The organism is Achromobacter sp. (genome assembly GCF_049647645.1).
GTDB lineage: Bacteria > Pseudomonadota > Gammaproteobacteria > Burkholderiales > Burkholderiaceae_B > Achromobacter.
This window is the reverse complement of sequence record NZ_JBARYB010000152.1, coordinates 1-16,774: the sequence shown is the minus strand read 5'-3', so window position 1 is coordinate 16,774 and position 16,774 is coordinate 1. Positions and strand designations below refer to the sequence as shown.

General features: G+C 65.6%; 16 protein-coding genes. 5 read left to right on the top strand and 11 right to left on the bottom strand.

Translation table 11 applies throughout. The annotated features are described in order from the left end of the window. The 5 genes from WBB14_RS17915 to panD form a co-directional block, all read right to left on the bottom strand. The coding region (locus WBB14_RS17915) for a TrbG/VirB9 family P-type conjugative transfer protein (RefSeq protein ID WP_424241025.1) at window positions 1-421 on the bottom strand (421 nt) is incomplete at its 3' end. A gap of 190 nt (window positions 422-611) precedes the next feature. Continuing rightward, entirely contained in the window at window positions 612-1,952 is a 1,341-nt protein-coding gene (locus WBB14_RS17910) for an extracellular solute-binding protein (RefSeq protein ID WP_424241024.1), read from the bottom strand. 4 nt (window positions 1,953-1,956) lie between these two features. Beyond that, on the bottom strand, window positions 1,957-3,213 hold the full coding sequence (locus WBB14_RS17905; RefSeq protein WP_424241023.1) for a D-amino acid dehydrogenase: 1,257 nt from the start codon (window positions 3,211-3,213) through the stop codon (window positions 1,957-1,959). 188 nt (window positions 3,214-3,401) lie between these two features. Further along, window positions 3,402-4,448: a CDP-6-deoxy-delta-3,4-glucoseen reductase gene (locus WBB14_RS17900; RefSeq protein ID WP_424241022.1), complete on the bottom strand. Its 1,047-nt coding sequence runs from the start codon at window positions 4,446-4,448 to the stop codon at window positions 3,402-3,404. A 63-nt stretch (window positions 4,449-4,511) separates the two neighbouring features. Next, window positions 4,512-4,880, bottom strand: coding sequence for an aspartate 1-decarboxylase (gene panD, locus WBB14_RS17895; RefSeq protein ID WP_424241021.1), 369 nt, complete (start codon window positions 4,878-4,880; stop codon window positions 4,512-4,514). Between the two features lie 210 nt (window positions 4,881-5,090). On the opposite strand from panD, the gene sugE reads away from it, so the two are divergent. Continuing rightward, window positions 5,091-5,408 (top strand): quaternary ammonium compound efflux SMR transporter SugE, encoded by a 318-nt coding sequence (gene sugE, locus WBB14_RS17890; protein WP_332013463.1) that lies wholly within the window; start codon window positions 5,091-5,093, stop codon window positions 5,406-5,408. Window positions 5,409-5,439: 31 nt separating this feature from the next. On the opposite strand, the gene WBB14_RS17885 is transcribed toward sugE, so the two are convergent. The 6 genes from WBB14_RS17885 to WBB14_RS17860 form a co-directional block, all read right to left on the bottom strand. Next, window positions 5,440-6,312 carry an MOSC domain-containing protein gene (locus WBB14_RS17885; protein WP_424241020.1) on the bottom strand — a complete coding sequence of 291 codons (873 nt, stop codon included), beginning with the start codon at window positions 6,310-6,312 and terminating at the stop codon, window positions 5,440-5,442. A gap of 104 nt (window positions 6,313-6,416) precedes the next feature. Further along, window positions 6,417-7,343, bottom strand: coding sequence for an ectoine hydroxylase (thpD, locus tag WBB14_RS17880; RefSeq protein ID WP_424241019.1), 927 nt, complete (start codon window positions 7,341-7,343; stop codon window positions 6,417-6,419). A 21-nt stretch (window positions 7,344-7,364) separates the two neighbouring features. Next, on the bottom strand, window positions 7,365-7,769 hold the full coding sequence (locus WBB14_RS17875) for an ectoine synthase (protein WP_013392799.1): 405 nt from the start codon (window positions 7,767-7,769) through the stop codon (window positions 7,365-7,367). After that, on the bottom strand, window positions 7,766-9,073 hold the full coding sequence (gene ectB / locus WBB14_RS17870) for a diaminobutyrate--2-oxoglutarate transaminase (RefSeq protein WP_424241018.1): 1,308 nt from the start codon (window positions 9,071-9,073) through the stop codon (window positions 7,766-7,768). The genes WBB14_RS17875 and ectB overlap by 4 nt, the downstream gene beginning before the upstream one ends. 121 nt (window positions 9,074-9,194) lie before the next feature. Next, complete coding sequence (gene ectA, locus WBB14_RS17865; protein WP_332013458.1) at window positions 9,195-9,755, bottom strand: diaminobutyrate acetyltransferase; 561 nt, start codon at window positions 9,753-9,755, stop codon at window positions 9,195-9,197. Then, the gene (locus WBB14_RS17860; protein WP_332013457.1) at window positions 9,752-10,300 is read right to left on the bottom strand and encodes a MarR family winged helix-turn-helix transcriptional regulator; all 549 of its coding nucleotides are present in this window, start codon (window positions 10,298-10,300) and stop codon (window positions 9,752-9,754) included. Before WBB14_RS17860 ends, ectA begins: the two co-directional genes overlap by 4 nt. 258 nt (window positions 10,301-10,558) lie before the next feature. Between WBB14_RS17860 and WBB14_RS17855 the strand changes: the two genes are divergently transcribed. The 4 genes from WBB14_RS17855 to WBB14_RS17840 all read left to right on the top strand — a co-directional run. Continuing rightward, window positions 10,559-11,491: a MurR/RpiR family transcriptional regulator gene (locus WBB14_RS17855; RefSeq protein WP_424241017.1), complete on the top strand. Its 933-nt coding sequence runs from the start codon at window positions 10,559-10,561 to the stop codon at window positions 11,489-11,491. A gap of 48 nt (window positions 11,492-11,539) precedes the next feature. Then, entirely contained in the window at window positions 11,540-12,880 is a 1,341-nt protein-coding gene (locus WBB14_RS17850; RefSeq protein ID WP_424241016.1) for an aspartate aminotransferase family protein, read from the top strand. A 160-nt stretch (window positions 12,881-13,040) separates the two neighbouring features. Beyond that, window positions 13,041-14,045, top strand: coding sequence for a TAXI family TRAP transporter solute-binding subunit (locus WBB14_RS17845; RefSeq protein WP_424241015.1), 1,005 nt, complete (start codon window positions 13,041-13,043; stop codon window positions 14,043-14,045). Window positions 14,046-14,199: 154 nt separating this feature from the next. Further along, a partial coding sequence (locus tag WBB14_RS17840; RefSeq protein ID WP_424241014.1) for a TRAP transporter permease occupies window positions 14,200-16,774 on the top strand: 2,575 nt, incomplete at its 3' end.

Below are 16,774 nucleotides of genomic sequence, written 5' to 3'. Positions count from 1 at the left end.
GTGCAGATTCATCCTGCGGCCTGGTCCCCGCCACACCTGCCGGCCGGGCGTCCGCGACCGCCTGCACACGCTGCGCGCGGGCCGTCAGGCGCCCGCCGCGAAACAGCAGGCCGCTCCACCCTCCAGCCAGCACGACATAGGGATCGCGCCTCAAGTACGGCAAGGCGCGCTCGCCGTCGCTGCCTATGCCGAAAATCGCCGGCAGCGCCTGACCCGGCGCGAACTGCAGCCAGGTTTCCTTGCCGTCGTCGAATACCTGCATGGGCGCGACGGCGGGATCGCCGGACAACTGCCAGTCGAAGCGGAAGCCTTGGGCAGCCTGCCGCGAGGCTTCCCATGTGGATGCGGCCGGACTCTTGCCTGCCCCTGTGCAGGCCCCCAGGCAGGACAGCCCTGCCGCCACGAAGAAGAATCGAACCATGCCTCACCGCGAGCAAAAGGCGCACCGGAATCGATACGCATGAGAGGCATGGTGGACGAGCGGCCGGCGCGTCGCCAGACTGGCATGTACGCATGGATGGTTTGGTCGCGCGGCAGCCGGGCGAAAAAAAACCCGGTCCGTAGACCGGGTTTGCCTCAGGGCGCGGCGGCGTTTTCGCCGCCCGCCTGGATCAGCGTTGCGCCGCGATGCTGCGCGCTTGCGTGGCGGCGTTGTTCAGCGCCGCGACCGGAGGCACCTTGCCTTCGAAGGCTTCGTTGAGCTGCTGGTTCAGCACAGGCTCGATGCGCTCGTAGTTGGCCATGCGGAAGCCGCGGCTGTTGGCGTTGGGCTGCGTGCGCATGGACGCGATCAGCGCCTGGACGCCAGGAATGCGCTCATAGAACGACACGTCCGAGGCGCGGAAAGCAGCTTCCGTCAGCGGCAGGTAGCCGGTGCGCTGATGCCATTCCGCCGCGATGACGGGCTTGGACAGCCAGGCCAGGAACTGCGCCGTGGCCTTTTCCTCGGCCTGGGGATGGCCTTCCAGCGCCCACAGCGCCGATCCGCTCACGAACGGCTTGCCGCCGTCCTTGGTGACCTGGTCGTAGTAAGGCAGCGGCGCTACGCCGAAGGACAGCGACTTGGTGTTGAGGAACTGGCCGAACGCACCGGTGTTGGCCGTCAGCACTGCGCATTCGCCCTTGGCGAACAGCTTGTCGCTGGCGTTGTCGCCCGAATGCGCCATGAACAGCAGCGAACGCTTCCAGCTCACCATCAGCGAAATGTGGCGCATGTACAGCGTGTCGAACTGCATGGCGGGCGCCGCGGACTTCTTGGTGACCGCGTCCAGCCCGTTGTTGTTGCTGGTGAACTGCTGGTTGTTGATCGGCGCCAGGTTCTCCAGGTGGACCGTGACCTGGTCGCTGGAGGCGTAGGGGCAGTCGATGTCGGCCACGTCGCGCAGCTTCAGCAGCTCGGCCTGCAGGGCGGTCCAGGTGCGCGCGGGCTTGTTGGGATCCAGGCCTGCCTTCTTGTAGGCGGCGGTGTTGTAGAACATCACGGGCACTTCGGCCATCCAGGGGAAGGCCAGCAGGCGGCCCTTGCTGTCGCGCGTGAAGCTGCTGGTGGCCGGCACGAACCAGTTCAGGTCCTTGATCGGGTACTTGGCCAGCAGTTCGTACAGCGGCAGCACGGCCTTGTGCTGGGCGACGACTTCAGGCGAGTGGTTGTCGGTCAGCTGCAGCAGGTTCGGGCCTTTCTTGGCCTTGACCGCGGAGACAGCTTCCTGTTCCAGCGCGCTGGGCGAGGCGAAGCCGCGCAGCGTCACGCGGACCTGGTCCTGCTCCTTGTTGTATTGCTTGGCGAGCTTTTCGAACTCGGCCTTGTTTGCGTCGGTCAGCGTGTGCCAGACCTGGATGTCGACCGCGGCGGCATTCGCCGCTCCGGCCATCGCCATGGCGGCGCCGAACAACCATGCGCGCCGGCTGGCGAACATCGCGCGGGCAACGCCCGCCAATTGCAGATTCTTCATAGGTTCACAGACCAAGAAAAGGGAATTCCGGTTCCGGCCGCCTTCCGCTGAGCAGATCGGCCAATGCCCGGCCCGAGCCAACGCCCATCGTCCAACCGAGCGTACCGTGTCCTGTATTGACGTACAGGTTGGGGATACGGCTGCGGCCGATGATGGGCACGTTGGAGGGAGTGGACGGGCGCAAACCCGACCAGTAACTGACGCGATCGAAATCGAGCGCGTCGGGAAAAAGTTCGCGCGCCAGGCGGGTCATGGCTTCGCAGCGTCCGGTGTTCAGGCTGCGGGAGTAGCCCGACAGCTCCGCGGTTCCGGCCATGCGCAGCCGGTCGCCCAGGCGCGAGAAAACGACTTTGTGGCTGCTGTCCGTAAGGCTGACCGTGGGAGTGGCTTCCGGCTTGATGACCGGGAACGTCGCGGAATAGCCCTTGGCCGGATAGACATTGCAAGGCACGCCCAATGGCCGCAGCAGGTACGGGCTGAAACTGCCCATCGCCACGACGTAGGCATCGGCCGACAAGACGCCGTAGCGGCCGTCGGGTTCGATGATTTCAACACTTTGCACCGTACCGCCCGTGGTCAGCAGGCGCGTGGCGCGCGTGCTGTAGCGGAATTCGACGCCGGCCCGGGCGCAACGCTCGGCCAGGGCCACGGTGAACAGGTGCACGTCGCCGCTCTCGTCCTCGGGCGTGTAATCGCCGCCGACGATGGTCTGGCGGTGCGGCGCCAGCGCGGGTTCGATGGCGATGACCTCGTCGGCCGAGACCACGCGGCGCTCCACCCCGAAATCGCGCATGAGGCCCGCGGCGCGCTGCGAGTTTTCGAATTCGTGAGGATCGCGGTAGAAATTCAGGATGCCGCGTTCCAGGTGGTCGTACTGGATGCCGAGGTCCGCGCGCATGCCGCGCAGGGTCGCGCGGCTGTATTCCGCCATGCGGACCATGGCGCGGATATTGGGAGCCAGGCGGCTGGGCAGGCACTCACGCAGGAACGACAGCCCCCACATCCATTGCCGCCAGTCCAGCTGCGGCCGGAACAGCAGCGGCGCGTCATCCTGGAACATCCATTTGAGCAACTTGAACGGGGCTTGCGGGTTGGCCCAGGGTTCGGCATAGGAAACCGAGATCTGGGCGCCATTGGCCAGGCTGGTTTCCTGGGCGGGACCGGTGCAGCGATCTATGACCACGACGTCATGGCCGGCCTGGTTCAGCCACCAGGCGCTGGAGATTCCGATGATGCCGCCACCCAATACCGCTACTTTCATGCCCGCATTGCTCCTTGCGTGCCAACTCGGATCGCCGACCCTATGTCCACGATCCATGGCAAGCTGCTGCCACGGCAGTTTACCCTGGCGCTTTGCCCGCGCCTACGGAATAAAAAGGGGCGGAAGTCACAAACCTTTCCAGGCCCGCTCGTCCCCCCCCCCGTTCACTCATGCCCTGTTACTCAAGACTAGGGCGCGGCCCGGGCCAGGTCGGCTTCGGACGTGAAGGCGTCCGCATAGAACTCTTCCGCCGGCAGCCCGTTCTGGGCGCTGAATTCGCGCCTGGCGGCGTCCACCATCAGCGGCGTGCCGCAGGCGTAGACCTGATGGCCCGACAGGTCGGCGATGTCCTGCATGACGGCTTCGTGGACGAAGCCGGTGCGACCGGTCCAACCGTCTTCCTGCAAGGCATTCGACACCACGGGCACATAGCGGAAATCAGGCAGCATGCCGGTCCACGACTGCGCCAGCGCATCCATGTAGAGGTCATGCGGACGGCGTCCGCCCCAATACAGCGCCACGGGGCGCTTGATGTTGCTGTGGATCATGTGCTCGACGATAGCCTTGACCGGGGCGAAGCCCGTGCCGCTGGCCAGGAGCACGACAGGCTTGTCGCTGTCTTCGCGCAGGAAGAAGGAGCCGAACGGCCCTTCCAGGCGCAGGATTTCACGCTCTTTCATCTGTGTATCGCCGGCGCCGAACACGTGGTCGGTGAAGACGCCGCCGGGCATGTGGCGGATGTGCAGCTCGAGGGGGCTGCCGGTATGCGGCGCGCCGGCCATCGAGTAGCTGCGCCGGCGGCCGTCCTTCAGGATGACTTCGATGTACTGGCCCGCGTAGTAGCGGAACTGCTCGGAGGCGGGCAGCTGCAGCTTGATCACCGTGACGTCCGGGGCCACGCGTTCCAGCGCCTGCACGCGCGAGGGCAACTTGCGGATCTGGATGTCGCTGGCCAGGCGGACTTCAGTGGATTCGACCACCATGTCGGACTCAGGCCGGGCCTGGCAGAACAGCGTGTAGCCGCCGGCCAGTTCCTCGGGCGAAAGAATCTGCGCGGGATATTGCCCGGCGTCGAACTCCCCGGACACCACGCGGCCCTTGCAGGTCGAGCAGGCGCCGTTGCGACAGCTGTACGGCAGGACGATGCCAGCGGCCAGCGCGGCATCGAGCACGGTCTGGCCAGGTTCGACGGGGAATTGATGCTGGCTGGGTTGGATGATGACCTGGAAGCTCATGATGAAACGGTTCAGGGTTTTGGCGGAGCGCCTCGCCGGCGAAGCGCTCCGCCCGGCCCGGCCTCAGGCCGGGAACTTGCGGATTTCCTTGACGCGGTTGGCGTCATCCACCAGGACCACTTGCGGCTTGTGCGTGGCCGAATCGGTTTCGGACATCGGGCCGTAGGTGCAGATGATCAGCAGGTCGCCGACCTGGGCGCGGCGCGCGGCGGCGCCGTTCAAGGAAATGGCGCCGCTGCCGCGGGCCGCCTTGATGATGTAGGTGTCGAAACGCTCACCGTTGGTGACGTTGTAGAGTTCGATGCGTTCGAACTCGCGCATGCCGGCAGCGTCCAGCAAGTCTTCGTCGATGCCACAAGACCCTTCGTAGTGCAGGTCGGCCTCGGTGACCGTGACGCGGTGCAGCTTTGCCCGCAGCATGATGCGTTGCATGATAAATATCCTGGTTTCGCGCCCCGGAACGCGAAGTGTTGCAAGAGTGATCCCCGGCACCCGGTTTTGCCGTATGAACCCGGTATTCTATAATTTTTGCCGCAGCGGGACGGCCCGTTGCCGCGCGCGGCCGGACGGCCGGTGCGTTTGATACTGGGGACGGCCCCTCGCGCCGGCGGCAAAGCCGGCAACACAAGCGTAGGAGTCGTAATGACCTGGATCATCCTGGTACTCGCAGGCCTGTTTGAAATCGTCTGGGCCGTAGGCCTGAAATACACCCACGGATTCACCCGTTTCTGGCCCTCGGCCATCACCGCCACGGGCATGGCCATCAGCGTCTGGCTGCTGGCGGTGGCGATGAAGTCCCTGCCTCTGGGCACCGCCTATGCGGTATGGGTGGGCATAGGCACGATCGGCGCCTTCGTGGCCGGCATCGTGCTGTTTGGCGAGTCGACCAGCTGGATGCGCATCGCCAGCGTGGCGCTCATCGTGCTCGGCCTGGTGGGCTTGAAGCTGTCCTCGGCCTAAGGCCCCGACGACGGGCGCCGGGGCCTCGCGATCAGAAATCCAGTTCGATCCCGACCTCGTCGCCCACTTTCAGGCGCGCGCCTGCGGGCGCGTCCAGAATGGCGTTCTGGCCGAACACCACGCCGATTTCCAGATTGCGGTAGCCCGCCAGCGTGCGGCCAGGCTCTTCGTATTGCTGGGCGGTATTCTGGTCGATATCGGGAATCGAGCAACGGGTGCACGGCTTGACGAAAGCCATCTTCACCCCTGCCGCCTCGATCATGGCCGTGTGGTCTTCCTCGAAGGCCTCCCACTCGCCCTGCACGACGATATTGGGGCGGAAACGGTCCATCGGCACCGGTGCCACGCCCTTGGCGCGCAGGCGGGCGTTCAGGTCGTCCAGCGAAGCCTGGTTGGCCACCAGCAAGGGGAATCCGTCGGCAAAGCCGAAGCAGTGCTCGCCGGCGAAGGGCTCGGCCAGATCGGGATGCGCGTCCAGCCAGCGCGATACCCAGTCCGGCTTGGCGTTGCGTTGCGCCGCCGTATCGACCTTGTACAGCCGGCACGGCGTCTTCAGGAATTCGGAAAACCATAGTCCGGCCGCGGCGCTTTCACGCTGGGCGGAAATGGTGTCGCTCCATACGGCCACGGACTGCGCCTGCGGCTCCAGCCCCGATCCGTCCACGGCGATGTCCAGGTCGGGCATGCCTGGCGCGGACAGGCACAGGGTGTCGGCGGTGAGCGCGGTGCGAATCAGCGCCATCGCCGGCCATTGACGCTGCGTCATGAATTTGCCGTCGGCATCGATCAGCATCCAGCGGCGGTCGTGCGCCAGGCCGGCCCGGTCGATGGAAGACTCCGTCAGGGCTATGCCTGCGCAGGATTTGATCGGGTAGATGTGCAGGCTGAGGATGCGGGCGGACATGGCGAACGGTGTCTCAAGGTAGGGCTGTATGGCGGAGTGCGCAGAGAATAGCAGAGGCCCACAAGAAAATGCCCAGGCATTGCCTGGGCATTTACACAGGGGGATCAGCCCCCCACCAGCTTCAAGGTATCCAGCGGCGTGACCGCCTTGAATCCCTTGCGCGTCGCGATGTGCTCGGGACGCGGCGTCAGCCCGTACTTGGGCGGATTCAAGGTGTTGTCCATGCTGTTGTAGACCATGAACACGTTGGCGCGCGGCCAGGGCGAGATGTTGCTGTTGGAGCCGTGCATCGTGTTGCAGTCGAAGAACACCACCGAGCCGGCCTTGGCCGTCATGGAGCGGATGCCGCCCTGCTCCACCAGCAGCTGCAGGCTGACCGGATCCGGCACGCCGTATTCCTGTTTCTTCAGCGACTGCTTGTAGTGGTCGTTAGGCGTTTCGCCCACGCACGAGATGAATTGCCGATGCGATCCGGGCACCAGCATCAAGGGGCCGTTGCACTCGTTGTTGTCGGTCAGCAGCACCGAGCAGCTCAGGGCGCGCATCGCCGGCATGCCGTCTTCGACGTGCCAGGTCTCGAAGTCGGAGTGCCAGTAGAACTCCTTGCCCTTGAAGCCCGGCTTCATGTTGGCGCGCGACTGGTGGATGTACACCTCGGAACCCAGGATCTGCCGCGCCACGTTGACCAGCCGGGGATCGCGCACCAGGCGCGACAGGATGGGGTTGAGCACGTGCACCATGAAGATGGAGCGCACCGCATTGCTGCCCGGCTCGGTAATGGACTCTTCGCGGCGGATGATCGAGGGGTCGCGCGTCATGCGCTCGACCTCGGTGGACAAGGCGCGGATTTCATCGCCGGAGAACAGGTTCTCCAGCAGGATGAAGCCGTCGCGCTCGTATTGCTCGACCTGGCCAGCATTCAACGCGCTGGCGTACTGGCCGTTTTCATGGACCACCGGATCCTGGCGGGCGATGATGGCGGAACTTCGATCCGTACGGGAGGCGTACGGATCCTGTGCAGGTGAGATCATGCGAACCTCCTTGTATGTATGTCAGGCCGCTTGGGCCTCGGCCTCGGGCAAGGCGTAGACGCCTTCCTTGTCGTGCACTTCCTGGCCGGTCAGCGGCGGGTTGAAGACGCAGATGACGCGCAGCGGCTCCTTGCCGCCGCACAGCCAGTGCTCGTCGTTTTCGTTCAGGGCGTAGACCACACCGGGTCCCAGGTCGTACTTCTTGCCGTCGGCGATGGTCTCGATGGAGCCGTCGCCTTCAATGCACCACACCGCTTCAAGATGGTTCTTGTAGTGGATGTGGGTGCGGCCGCCCGGGAAGATGGTGGTCTCGTGAAAGGAGAAACCCATGCCGTCCTTCTTCAGCAGCACGCGGCGGCTGACCCAGGTGTCGGTGCGGACTTCATCGGCGGTGCCGATCACATCTTTGACATTGCGTACGATCATTGACGTTTTCCTCCAAATTTCAGGATGCGGGCGGACTGCCCTTCCTCGGCGAGCGCTTCCGCGACGCTGGCTTCGATCACGTCCAGGCCCTTGCTCAGCAGCTCTTCCTCGATGGTCAGGGCGGGCAGCAGCTTCAGCACTTCGTCATGCGCGCCCGAGGTCTCGATCACGACGCCCTTCTTGAAGGCGTTCTGTGCGATGCGGTTGGCCAGGGCGGGCGTGGCGTTGCACACCAGCCCCTGGATCAGGCCGCGGCCGCGCGCCGACAGGCCGGCGTTGGGATAGCTGTGCACCAGGTTCTCCAGCCAGTCGCGCACCTGGCGCTCCTTGCGCTGGATCTCGGCGGTGAATGCGGTGTTGGCCCAATAGGTTTCCAGCGCCTGGGTCGCGGTGACGAAAGCCAAGTTGTTGCCGCGGAAGGTGCCGCTATGGGCGCCCGGCTTCCAGATGTCCAGTTCGGGCTTCATCAGCACCAGCGACATCGGCAGGCCGAAGCCGGACAGCGATTTCGACAGGGTGATGATGTCGGGCCGGATGCCGGCGGCCTCGAAGCTGAAGAAGGTGCCGGTGCGGCCGCAGCCGACCTGGATGTCGTCCACGATCAGCAGCATGTCGTGGCGCTTGCACAGCTTTTCCAATTCTTTCAGCCAGCGCAGCGTCGCCACGTTGACACCGCCTTCGCCCTGCACCGTTTCCACGATGACGGCGGCGGGCTTGTCCATGCCGCTGCTGGGATCTTCCAGCATGCGCTCCAGGTAGGCCATGGTGTCCACGTCCGGACCAAAGTAGCCGTCGTAGGGCATGAAGGTGGTGTTGCCCAGGGCATAGCCGGACGCCTCCCGGAACTTCATGTTGGCCGTCACCGCCAGCGAACCGCCGCTCACGCCATGGAAGCCATGGGTGAACGAGATGACGTTGGGACGCCCCTTCACCTGGCGCGCGATCTTCAGCGCGGCTTCCACCGCGTTGGTGCCGGTCGGGCCGGTGAACTGCAAGGTGTATTGCCAATTGCGCGGCTTGAGCAGCACGCGGTCCACCGTCTCCAGGAAACGCTTCTTCGCGCTGGTGGCCATGTCCAGGCCGTGCACCACGCCGTCCGATTGGACGTACTCCAGCAGCTTTTCCTTGAGAACAGGATTGTTGTGGCCATAGTTCAGCGTGCCGGCGCCGCTGAAGAAATCGATGTATTCGGTGCCGTCCTCATCGATCAGGGTCGAGCCCCTGGCCTGGCTGAATATCACGGGGAACGACCGGATGTAGCCCCGTACCTCCGACTCCATCCGGTCAAAGATCTTCAAGTCCATGATTAATCCTCCCTTTCATCTCATAAGTGGACGGACGGCCAGAACCCTTCCGGGTGCGCGGACGCATCCGGATCGGCCAACCATCCCGGTATTCGATAAGACCGCTGGGCTTGCTCCGCCCCTAGGGGGCCGGCAAGGCGAACGGACCTATCCTCAACAACATCTCGTCGTCATGGTCCGCGCCGCCGAACAGTTGCCGGTCGAAGAACGGCTGTTCGGAGACGTGGGCGCCGTGTTCGCCGGCCAAGCCGGCAAAGCTGCGGCGCGATGCCTGGTTGTCAGGCCCCACCGTGGTTTCGAGATAGCGGACATGCTCGAGACCCTTGCGGCGCAAGAGCTCGCGTAGCATGGCGCGGCCCAGTCGATGGCCGCGTGCGCGGGTGTGCACCGCGACCTGCCAGACAAACAAGGTGTCGGGCCGGTCCGGGATCACGTATGCGGAGATAAAACCGTCGATGCGTCCGCCGGCGCTTTCGGCCAGGACGCAAGTGTCGCGAAAGTGCTCAGCGAGGAGCAGGTACGCGTAGAGGGAATTCAGGTCGAGCGGCGGGCACTCGGAAATGAGGCGGTGGATGGCGGCGCCGTCTTTGCGGTCGGGCAGACGCATGGTATGGGTCTGCGCGCTGACCGCCGGCGCCACGGCACTTGAGAGGGTTGGGGTATCCAGTTCGTTTTTCTTCATGCAACGATTCCCGATTCAGGGGGTGCCCCGCCCGTGGGCACTTCAAGGATGGGCGACGACACATCGGCATGCGTCTCGACGGCGGCCTGGCCGTCCTGTTCCATGAGCGCCACGATGCGCTCCAGGGACAGCGTGATGGTGGCCTGTTCCAGTTCGGGCAAGGCGTTGAGCGCGTCGGCCAGGTGCTTTTGCAGCGGCGACGGCGCGGCTTGCGCCAAATCGCGGCCTGCGTCCGTGGCCGTGACGAATACGATGCGGCGGTCTTCCCGGCCGCGTTCGCGGCGGATCAAGCCCTTGTCTTCCAGGCGATCCAGGATCCCGACCACGGTGCTGGGACTGACGTGCATTTCGCGGCTGATGGCGGTGGCCGTCATCGGCCCGTTGGCGATCACGGTGCGCAGGCACATCAGCTGCGGCGCCGTAATGTGGCTGACGGCGGACAGCTGGCGCGAATGCAATGCAATGGAACGCGTGATGCGGCGCAAGGCCCGCAAGATGCGCAAATCGTATTGCTGTGAGGGATCGGATTTCGCGGCGTCAGTCATGGGAAAGAAGGTTTGGTCAAATTCATTTCTACACAAATGATATGCGCACGATTCATTCCCGTCAAACAAAAATCCCGTTGCATGATGTAAGTAAATAAGCGCTGATTTGCGGCAAATAACAGCGAATTTCATGGACTTACCTGCTCGGCGCTACTTTTGCCCAAGCCTGCTTTCTAGGTGAAAATCCTTAGAAAAACATATGTTTTTTTCCTTACCACAGATTTATCATATGTTTTTTATCGCTTCCTGCCGCCGTACATGTCCCTGCCCTCCGACCTCCTGCTGACCCTCCAGGAAAAACTGGAACAATTGCCCCCGGAACTGCAGCGGGCGGCGCACTGGGTCGTGGCGCATCCCGCCGAAGTCGGCTTGTGGTCCATGCGTCGCCAGGCGCAGACCTTGGGCGTGGCCCCGGCGACGATGCTGCGGCTGGCGCGCGCGATCGGATTTTCCAGCTACGAAGATTTCCGCCTGCCATTCCAGCAGGCCTTGGCGGGACAAGCCACGCCAGGGCTGCGCGACCGCGCCGCCGCCTTGCAGGCTGCGGCAGGCGAACCCGCCGCCCCCGGGCACGATGTGCTGACCGACTATCAGATCCAGGCCATGAGCTCCGTCTGCGCGCTGAATCCGCCCTCCGCCTTCGACGCCGCGGTGCAGACCCTGCTTGAAGCCAGGCAGGTCGGATTCCTGGGTACGCGCTCGGCCTTCGGCATTGCCTTCCAGATGCGTTACGCCTACCAACTGGTGCGACGCAACAGCATGCTCATAGACGGCCTGGGCGGCGCGCCCGCCGAGCAGGCCGACAACCTGGGGACGGGTGATGCGCTGATCGTGATCTCGCAAGCGCCCTATCCCACCGCCACCGTGCAACTGGCCCGCCAGGCCGCGCAGCGCGGCGTGGCGCTCATCGCGCTGACCGACGATCCCTTGTCGCCGCTTGCCGTAGACGCCCGCCATACCCTGCGCTTTGCACCGCCGGACCGCGAAGGCGTGCGAGCCCGCCCCGCGCGCCAGGGTCCCGGTTCGTTCTTCCACACCACGGCTGGCCTGCTCGGCCTGGCCGAGCACCTGATCGCGCGCCTGACCGCGCGCGGCGGCGACGAAGTGCTGAACCGCCTGACCGAAGTGGAGCAACGCCTGCTCAACGACAACGTCTACTGGAGCAGCGCCCAGCCGCGCCGTCCCGCCTGACACCCCGCCCGGATTCGCCTTCAACCTCTTGTATTGCGGAATTGCCCCATGAGCCACACCCACGTCATGCATCGTTCATTGCGCCAGACGCCTCCCGTCGCGGTCCGCGGCCAGGGCGTGTGGGTCTATGACAGCGCCGGCCGCTCCTACCTCGACGGTTCGGGCGGCGCGGCGGTCTCCTGCCTGGGACACAACCACCCTGAGGTCCAGGCCGCCATGCACGCGCAGATCGATGCGCTGGCCTACGCCCACACCAGCTTTTTCACGACCGAGGTCGCCGAGCAGTTGGCCGCGAGGCTGGTGGCCGACGCGCCGCCGGGCATATCCCACGCCTACTTCGTCTCGGGCGGTTCCGAAGCCGTCGAAGCCGCGCTGAAAATGGCGCGGCAGTACTTCGTGGAAATCGGCCAGCCGCAACGCCGCCACATCGTCGCGCGGCGGCAGAGCTATCACGGCAACACGTTGGGCGCGCTGGCGGTGGGCGGCAACGCCTGGCGCCGCGCGCAGTTCGCGCCGCTCCTGATCGAAGTCGAGCACGTCGCGCCCTGCTACGCCTACCGCGACCAGCGCGACGGCGAAAGCCCCGAGCAGTACGGCGAGCGCCTGGCGCTGGAGCTGGAACAGACCTTCGAACGCCTGGGTCCGGATACGGTGATGGCTTTCGTGGCCGAACCCGTGGTCGGCGCCACCGCCGGCGCCGTCACGGCGGTGCCGGGCTATTTCCGCCGCATCCGCGAAGTCTGCGACCGCCACGGCGTGCTGCTGATCGCCGACGAGGTCATGTGCGGCATGGGCCGCACCGGCACGCTGTACGCAGTGGAACAGGAAGGCATCACGCCAGACCTGATCACCATCGCCAAGGGCCTGGGCGGCGGCTATCAGCCGATCGGTGCGGTGATGGTGCAACAGCGCATCGTCGATGCCATGCAGCAAGGCAGCGGCTTCTTCCAGCACGGCCACACCTATCTGGGCCACGCGATCGCCTGCGCGGCGTCGCTGGCCGTGCAGGACGTGATCCGGCGCGACGGCCTGCTGGCGCGCGTGCAGGCGCAGGGCGCAGGCTTGCGCCTGCGGCTGGACAGCGCGCTGGGCGCGCACCCGCACGTCGGCGATATCCGTGGCCGCGGCCTCTTCATGGGCGTGGAGCTGGTGCAGGACCGCGCCAGCAAGCAGACCTTCGACCCGGCGCTATCGCTGCATGCCCGCATCAAGCGCGAGGCCATGGCCCGCGGCCTGATGGTCTATCCGATGGGCGGCACCATCGACGGCCGCCAGGGCGACCACGTGCTGCTCGCCCCGCCCTTCATCATTTCCGACGATGAGCTGGACCATTTGACCGAACGTCTGGTCGGCGCCATCGACGCCGCCATTGCGCAGACGCGGGCCTAGCGCCTGTTTGCCTGCATGCGCGGCGGGCATCGAGCCGCTGCGCCGCCCGCCTGACGCGGGCTCGTGATGATACGCACAGGGTGCTCCGCGGCTCGCGGGGCGCACCAACCGCCGGCCAAGACCGGCAATATCACGGGGAAAAACCCCAAAAGGAGTTTGCATGACCACGTCCGTCAAACACACCTTGGGCCATCGCAACGCCTGGACGCTCGCAGCCGCGGGCCTCGCCACGGCATTGCTGTCCACGGCGCCGGCGCCCGCCGCCGCCCAACAGAAGTTCGTCAGCATCGGCACGGGCGGCGTCACCGGCGTCTACTATGCCGCCGGCGGCGCGATCTGCCGCCTGGTCAACAAGGATCGTTCCAGCCACGGCATCCGCTGTTCGGTCGAATCGACCGGCGGCTCGGTCTTCAACGCCAACACCATCAAGGCCGGCGAGCTGGATCTGGGCGTGGTGCAATCCGACGTCGGCTTCAACGCCTATAACGGCGAAGGCCAGTTCAAGCAGGCCGGTCCCTACCCCAAGCTGCGCTCCGTGTTCTCCATCCACCCGGAGCCATTCACCGTCGTCACGCGCAAGGAAGCCAACATCAAGGGCTTCGAGGACCTGAAGGGCAAGCGCTTCAACGTCGGCAATCCCGGCTCGGGCACCCGCGCCTCGATGGAGGAATTGCTGAGCACCATGGGCTGGACGCTGAAGGACTTTGCGCTGGCGTCCGAACTGCGTCCCGATGAGCACGGCTCGGCCGTGTGCGACGGCAAGATCGACGGCTTCTTCTATGGCGTCGGCCACCCCTCGGCCAACATCCAGGACCCCACCACCAGCTGCGGCGCCAAGCTTGTGTCTCTGACCGGTCCCGCGGTGGACAAGCTGGTCGAGAAGTACCCGTACTACGCCCACGCCACGATTCCGGCCGGGCTGTATCCGAACAACCCGACGGAGACCAAGACCTACGGCGTGACGGCCACCTTCGTGACCTCGGCCGACGTGCCCGAGGCCACTGTCTACACCGTGGTCAAGGCGGTGTTCGACAACTTCGATGACTTCAAGAAGCTGCACCCCGCGTTCGCCAATCTGAAGGCCGCGGACATGGTGAAGAACGGGCTGTCGGCGCCGCTGCATCCTGGCGCCGAGAAGTACTTCAAGGAAAAGGGCCTGCTCTGAGGTCCGGCCCTCGGGGCCACTGACACGGCATGCCTTCGGGGCCTGGACTCAAATCCGGCCACGCAGGCTGCCGCCCCTTGCGCCGCGCAAGCGCGCGCAAGGACACAACGCGCGCCGCGCCGCCGGCGCGCGCCACGATACGTAGGGGAATTTCATGACAAAAGAGCCGCACACGCCGGCCCCGGACCTGGAACAGCTGGTCGCCGACGCCGATCGCGGAGGCCGCAATGTAGGCGGCCTGGCGGGCGCCACGCTGGCGGCGGGCGCGCTGATCTGGTCCGTCTTCCAGCTCTGGTACGCGTCGCCGCTGCCGTTCTCCCTGAACTGGGCGATCTTCAACGACACCGAGGCGCGCGCCCTGCACCTGGGCATCGCCATGTTCCTGGGCTACCTGGCCTATCCGGCCAGCAAGCGCTCGGCGCGCGACCGCATGCCCTGGTACGACTGGGCGCTGGCGTTGATGGCGGGCTTCTGCGGCAGCTATCTGTACCTCTTCTATAACGAGCTGGCGGGCCGCCCCGGCCAGCCCACCACCATGGACGTGGCCACCGCCGCGATCGGCCTGGCGCTGCTGCTGGAAGTGACGCGCCGCGCCCTGGGCCTGCCCATGACCGTGCTGGGCCTGATATTCGTCGCGTATGCCCTTGCCGGGCCCTGGCTGCCCGACGTGCTGGCGCACCGCGGCGCCTCGCTGGAACGCCTGATGTCGCACATGTGGCTGACCACCGAAGGCGTGTACGGCGTGGCGCTGGGGGTGTCTGTGTCGTACATCTTCATCTTCGTGCTGCTGGGTTCCATGCTCGACAAGTGCGGCGCCGGCAACTACATGATGCAGGTATCGTTCGCACTGCTGGGCCACCTGCGCGGCGGGCCGGCCAAGGTGGCGGTGGTGTCCTCGGCCGTCAACGGCCTGGTGTCGGCGTCGTCGGTGGCCAACGTGGTGACGGGCGGCATCTTCACGATTCCGCTCATGAAGAAAGCTGGATACGGCGGCGTGCGCGCCGGCGCGATAGAGACCGCCTCGTCCGTCAACGGCCAGATCATGCCACCCGTGATGGGCGCTGCAGCCTTCCTGATGATCGAATATGTCGGCATCCCCTATACCGACATCATCCGCCATGCGATCCTGCCGGCCGCGATCTCGTACATCGCGCTGTTCTACATCGTCCACCTGGAAGCCTTGAAACTGGGGATCCAGCCGATGATGGCCTCGGGCCCCGCCCGCACGCCGCTGCAGAAGCTGGCCGGATGGGGCATGGGCATCAGCGGCACCTTGCTGGTAATGGGCGCGGTCTATTGGATAGGCACCGGTGTTCAGGCCATGGCGGGCGCCGCAGCCATCTGGATCCTGCTGGCCATTTTGGCCGCGCTCTATCTGTGGCTGCTGCGCATCGCGGCGCGCCACCCCGATCTGCCGCAGGACATCGACATCAACCATCCGGTGCGCCCGCAGCCCTGGCCCACGGTGCGCGCAGGGCTCTACTTCCTGATTCCCATCGGCATCCTGGTCTGGTGCCTGAGCGTGGAAGAACTGTCGGCCGGCCTGTCGGCGTTCTGGGCGGCGATGGCGATGCTGTTCCAGATGGTGACGCAGCGTCCGCTGATCGCCTGGTTCCGCAAGCAGCCGGCCGCCCCGGCCTGGCGCCAGGGCTGGCGCGACGCCATCGGCGGGCTGGAGGACGGCGCCCGCAACATGATAGGCATCGCCATCGCCTGCGGCACCGCCGGACTGATCGTCGGCGCCATCACCCTGACCGGCCTGGGCTTGCGCATGACGGCCTTCGTCGAGCTGGTGTCGATGGGCAACGTGCTGCTGATGCTGATCTTCACGGCGGTGGTCTGCCTGATCCTGGGCCTGGGCATGCCAACCACGGCCAACTACATCCTGATGGCGACGCTGATGGCGCCCGTGGTGGTGGAACTGGGCGCGCAGAGCGGCCTGGTCATTCCGCTGATCGCCGTGCACATGTTCGTCTTCTATTACGGCATCATGGCCGACATCACGCCGCCCGTGGGCCTGGCCACGTTCGCGGCCGCCGCCATCTCGGGCGAGGATCCGATCAAGACCGGCATCCAGGGCGTCACCTACGCGGCGCGCACGGCCATCCTGCCGTTCATGTTCGTGTTCAACCCCATGCTGCTGCTGATCGACGTCACCTACGGCTGGGAACTGGCCCTGGTGGTGACGGGCGCCACGATCGCCTCGCTGACCTTCGCCGCCGCCACCATGCGCTGGTTCCGCGTGCGCTGCACGCTGGCCGAAGTGGGCGTGCTGCTGCTGGTCACATTCATGCTGTTCCGCCCCGACTGGTTCATGGACCATTTCGCGCCGCGCCATGAAAGCCGTCCGGCGTCCGAGATGCAGGCCATCGCCGCCGCGCTGCCCGACAACGGCCGCCTGACCGTGGTGCTGCGCGGCATCAACCTGGAAGGCGATGAGCTGACCAAGACCGTCGCCGTCGCCCTGCCTGAATTGACCGACAACGCTGGCGGACAGGACGCCGGCCGCAAGCGCCTGGCCGAAGCCGGACTGACGCTGATGAGCCTGGGCGACCAGACGCAGATCGGCGGCGTGCGCTTTGGCAGCCGCGCCCAGCGCGCCGGCTGGGAGCAAGGTTGGGACGTGCTGGAAGTGAAGGCGCCCAATCCGCAGCGCTGGTCCGACTTCTGGGTGTATCTACCCGCGCTGCTGTTGCTGGCGGGCATGTGGTCGCGCCAGGGCCGTCGGG

Coding starts and splice junctions, on each gene's coding strand:
- WBB14_RS17910 (WP_424241024.1), bottom strand. CDS start 1,952: ATGAAGAATCTGCAATTGGCGGGCGTTGCCCGCGCGATGTTCGCCAGC.
- WBB14_RS17905 (WP_424241023.1), bottom strand. CDS start 3,213: ATGAAAGTAGCGGTATTGGGTGGCGGCATCATCGGAATCTCCAGCGCC.
- WBB14_RS17900 (WP_424241022.1), bottom strand. CDS start 4,448: ATGAGCTTCCAGGTCATCATCCAACCCAGCCAGCATCAATTCCCCGTC.
- panD (WP_424241021.1), bottom strand. CDS start 4,880: ATGCAACGCATCATGCTGCGGGCAAAGCTGCACCGCGTCACGGTCACC.
- sugE (WP_332013463.1), top strand. CDS start 5,091: ATGACCTGGATCATCCTGGTACTCGCAGGCCTGTTTGAAATCGTCTGG.
- WBB14_RS17885 (WP_424241020.1), bottom strand. CDS start 6,312: ATGTCCGCCCGCATCCTCAGCCTGCACATCTACCCGATCAAATCCTGC.
- thpD (WP_424241019.1), bottom strand. CDS start 7,343: ATGATCTCACCTGCACAGGATCCGTACGCCTCCCGTACGGATCGAAGT.
- WBB14_RS17875 (WP_013392799.1), bottom strand. CDS start 7,769: ATGATCGTACGCAATGTCAAAGATGTGATCGGCACCGCCGATGAAGTC.
- ectB (WP_424241018.1), bottom strand. CDS start 9,073: ATGGACTTGAAGATCTTTGACCGGATGGAGTCGGAGGTACGGGGCTAC.
- ectA (WP_332013458.1), bottom strand. CDS start 9,755: ATGAAGAAAAACGAACTGGATACCCCAACCCTCTCAAGTGCCGTGGCG.
- WBB14_RS17860 (WP_332013457.1), bottom strand. CDS start 10,300: ATGACTGACGCCGCGAAATCCGATCCCTCACAGCAATACGATTTGCGC.
- WBB14_RS17855 (WP_424241017.1), top strand. CDS start 10,559: ATGTCCCTGCCCTCCGACCTCCTGCTGACCCTCCAGGAAAAACTGGAA.
- WBB14_RS17850 (WP_424241016.1), top strand. CDS start 11,540: ATGAGCCACACCCACGTCATGCATCGTTCATTGCGCCAGACGCCTCCC.
- WBB14_RS17845 (WP_424241015.1), top strand. CDS start 13,041: ATGACCACGTCCGTCAAACACACCTTGGGCCATCGCAACGCCTGGACG.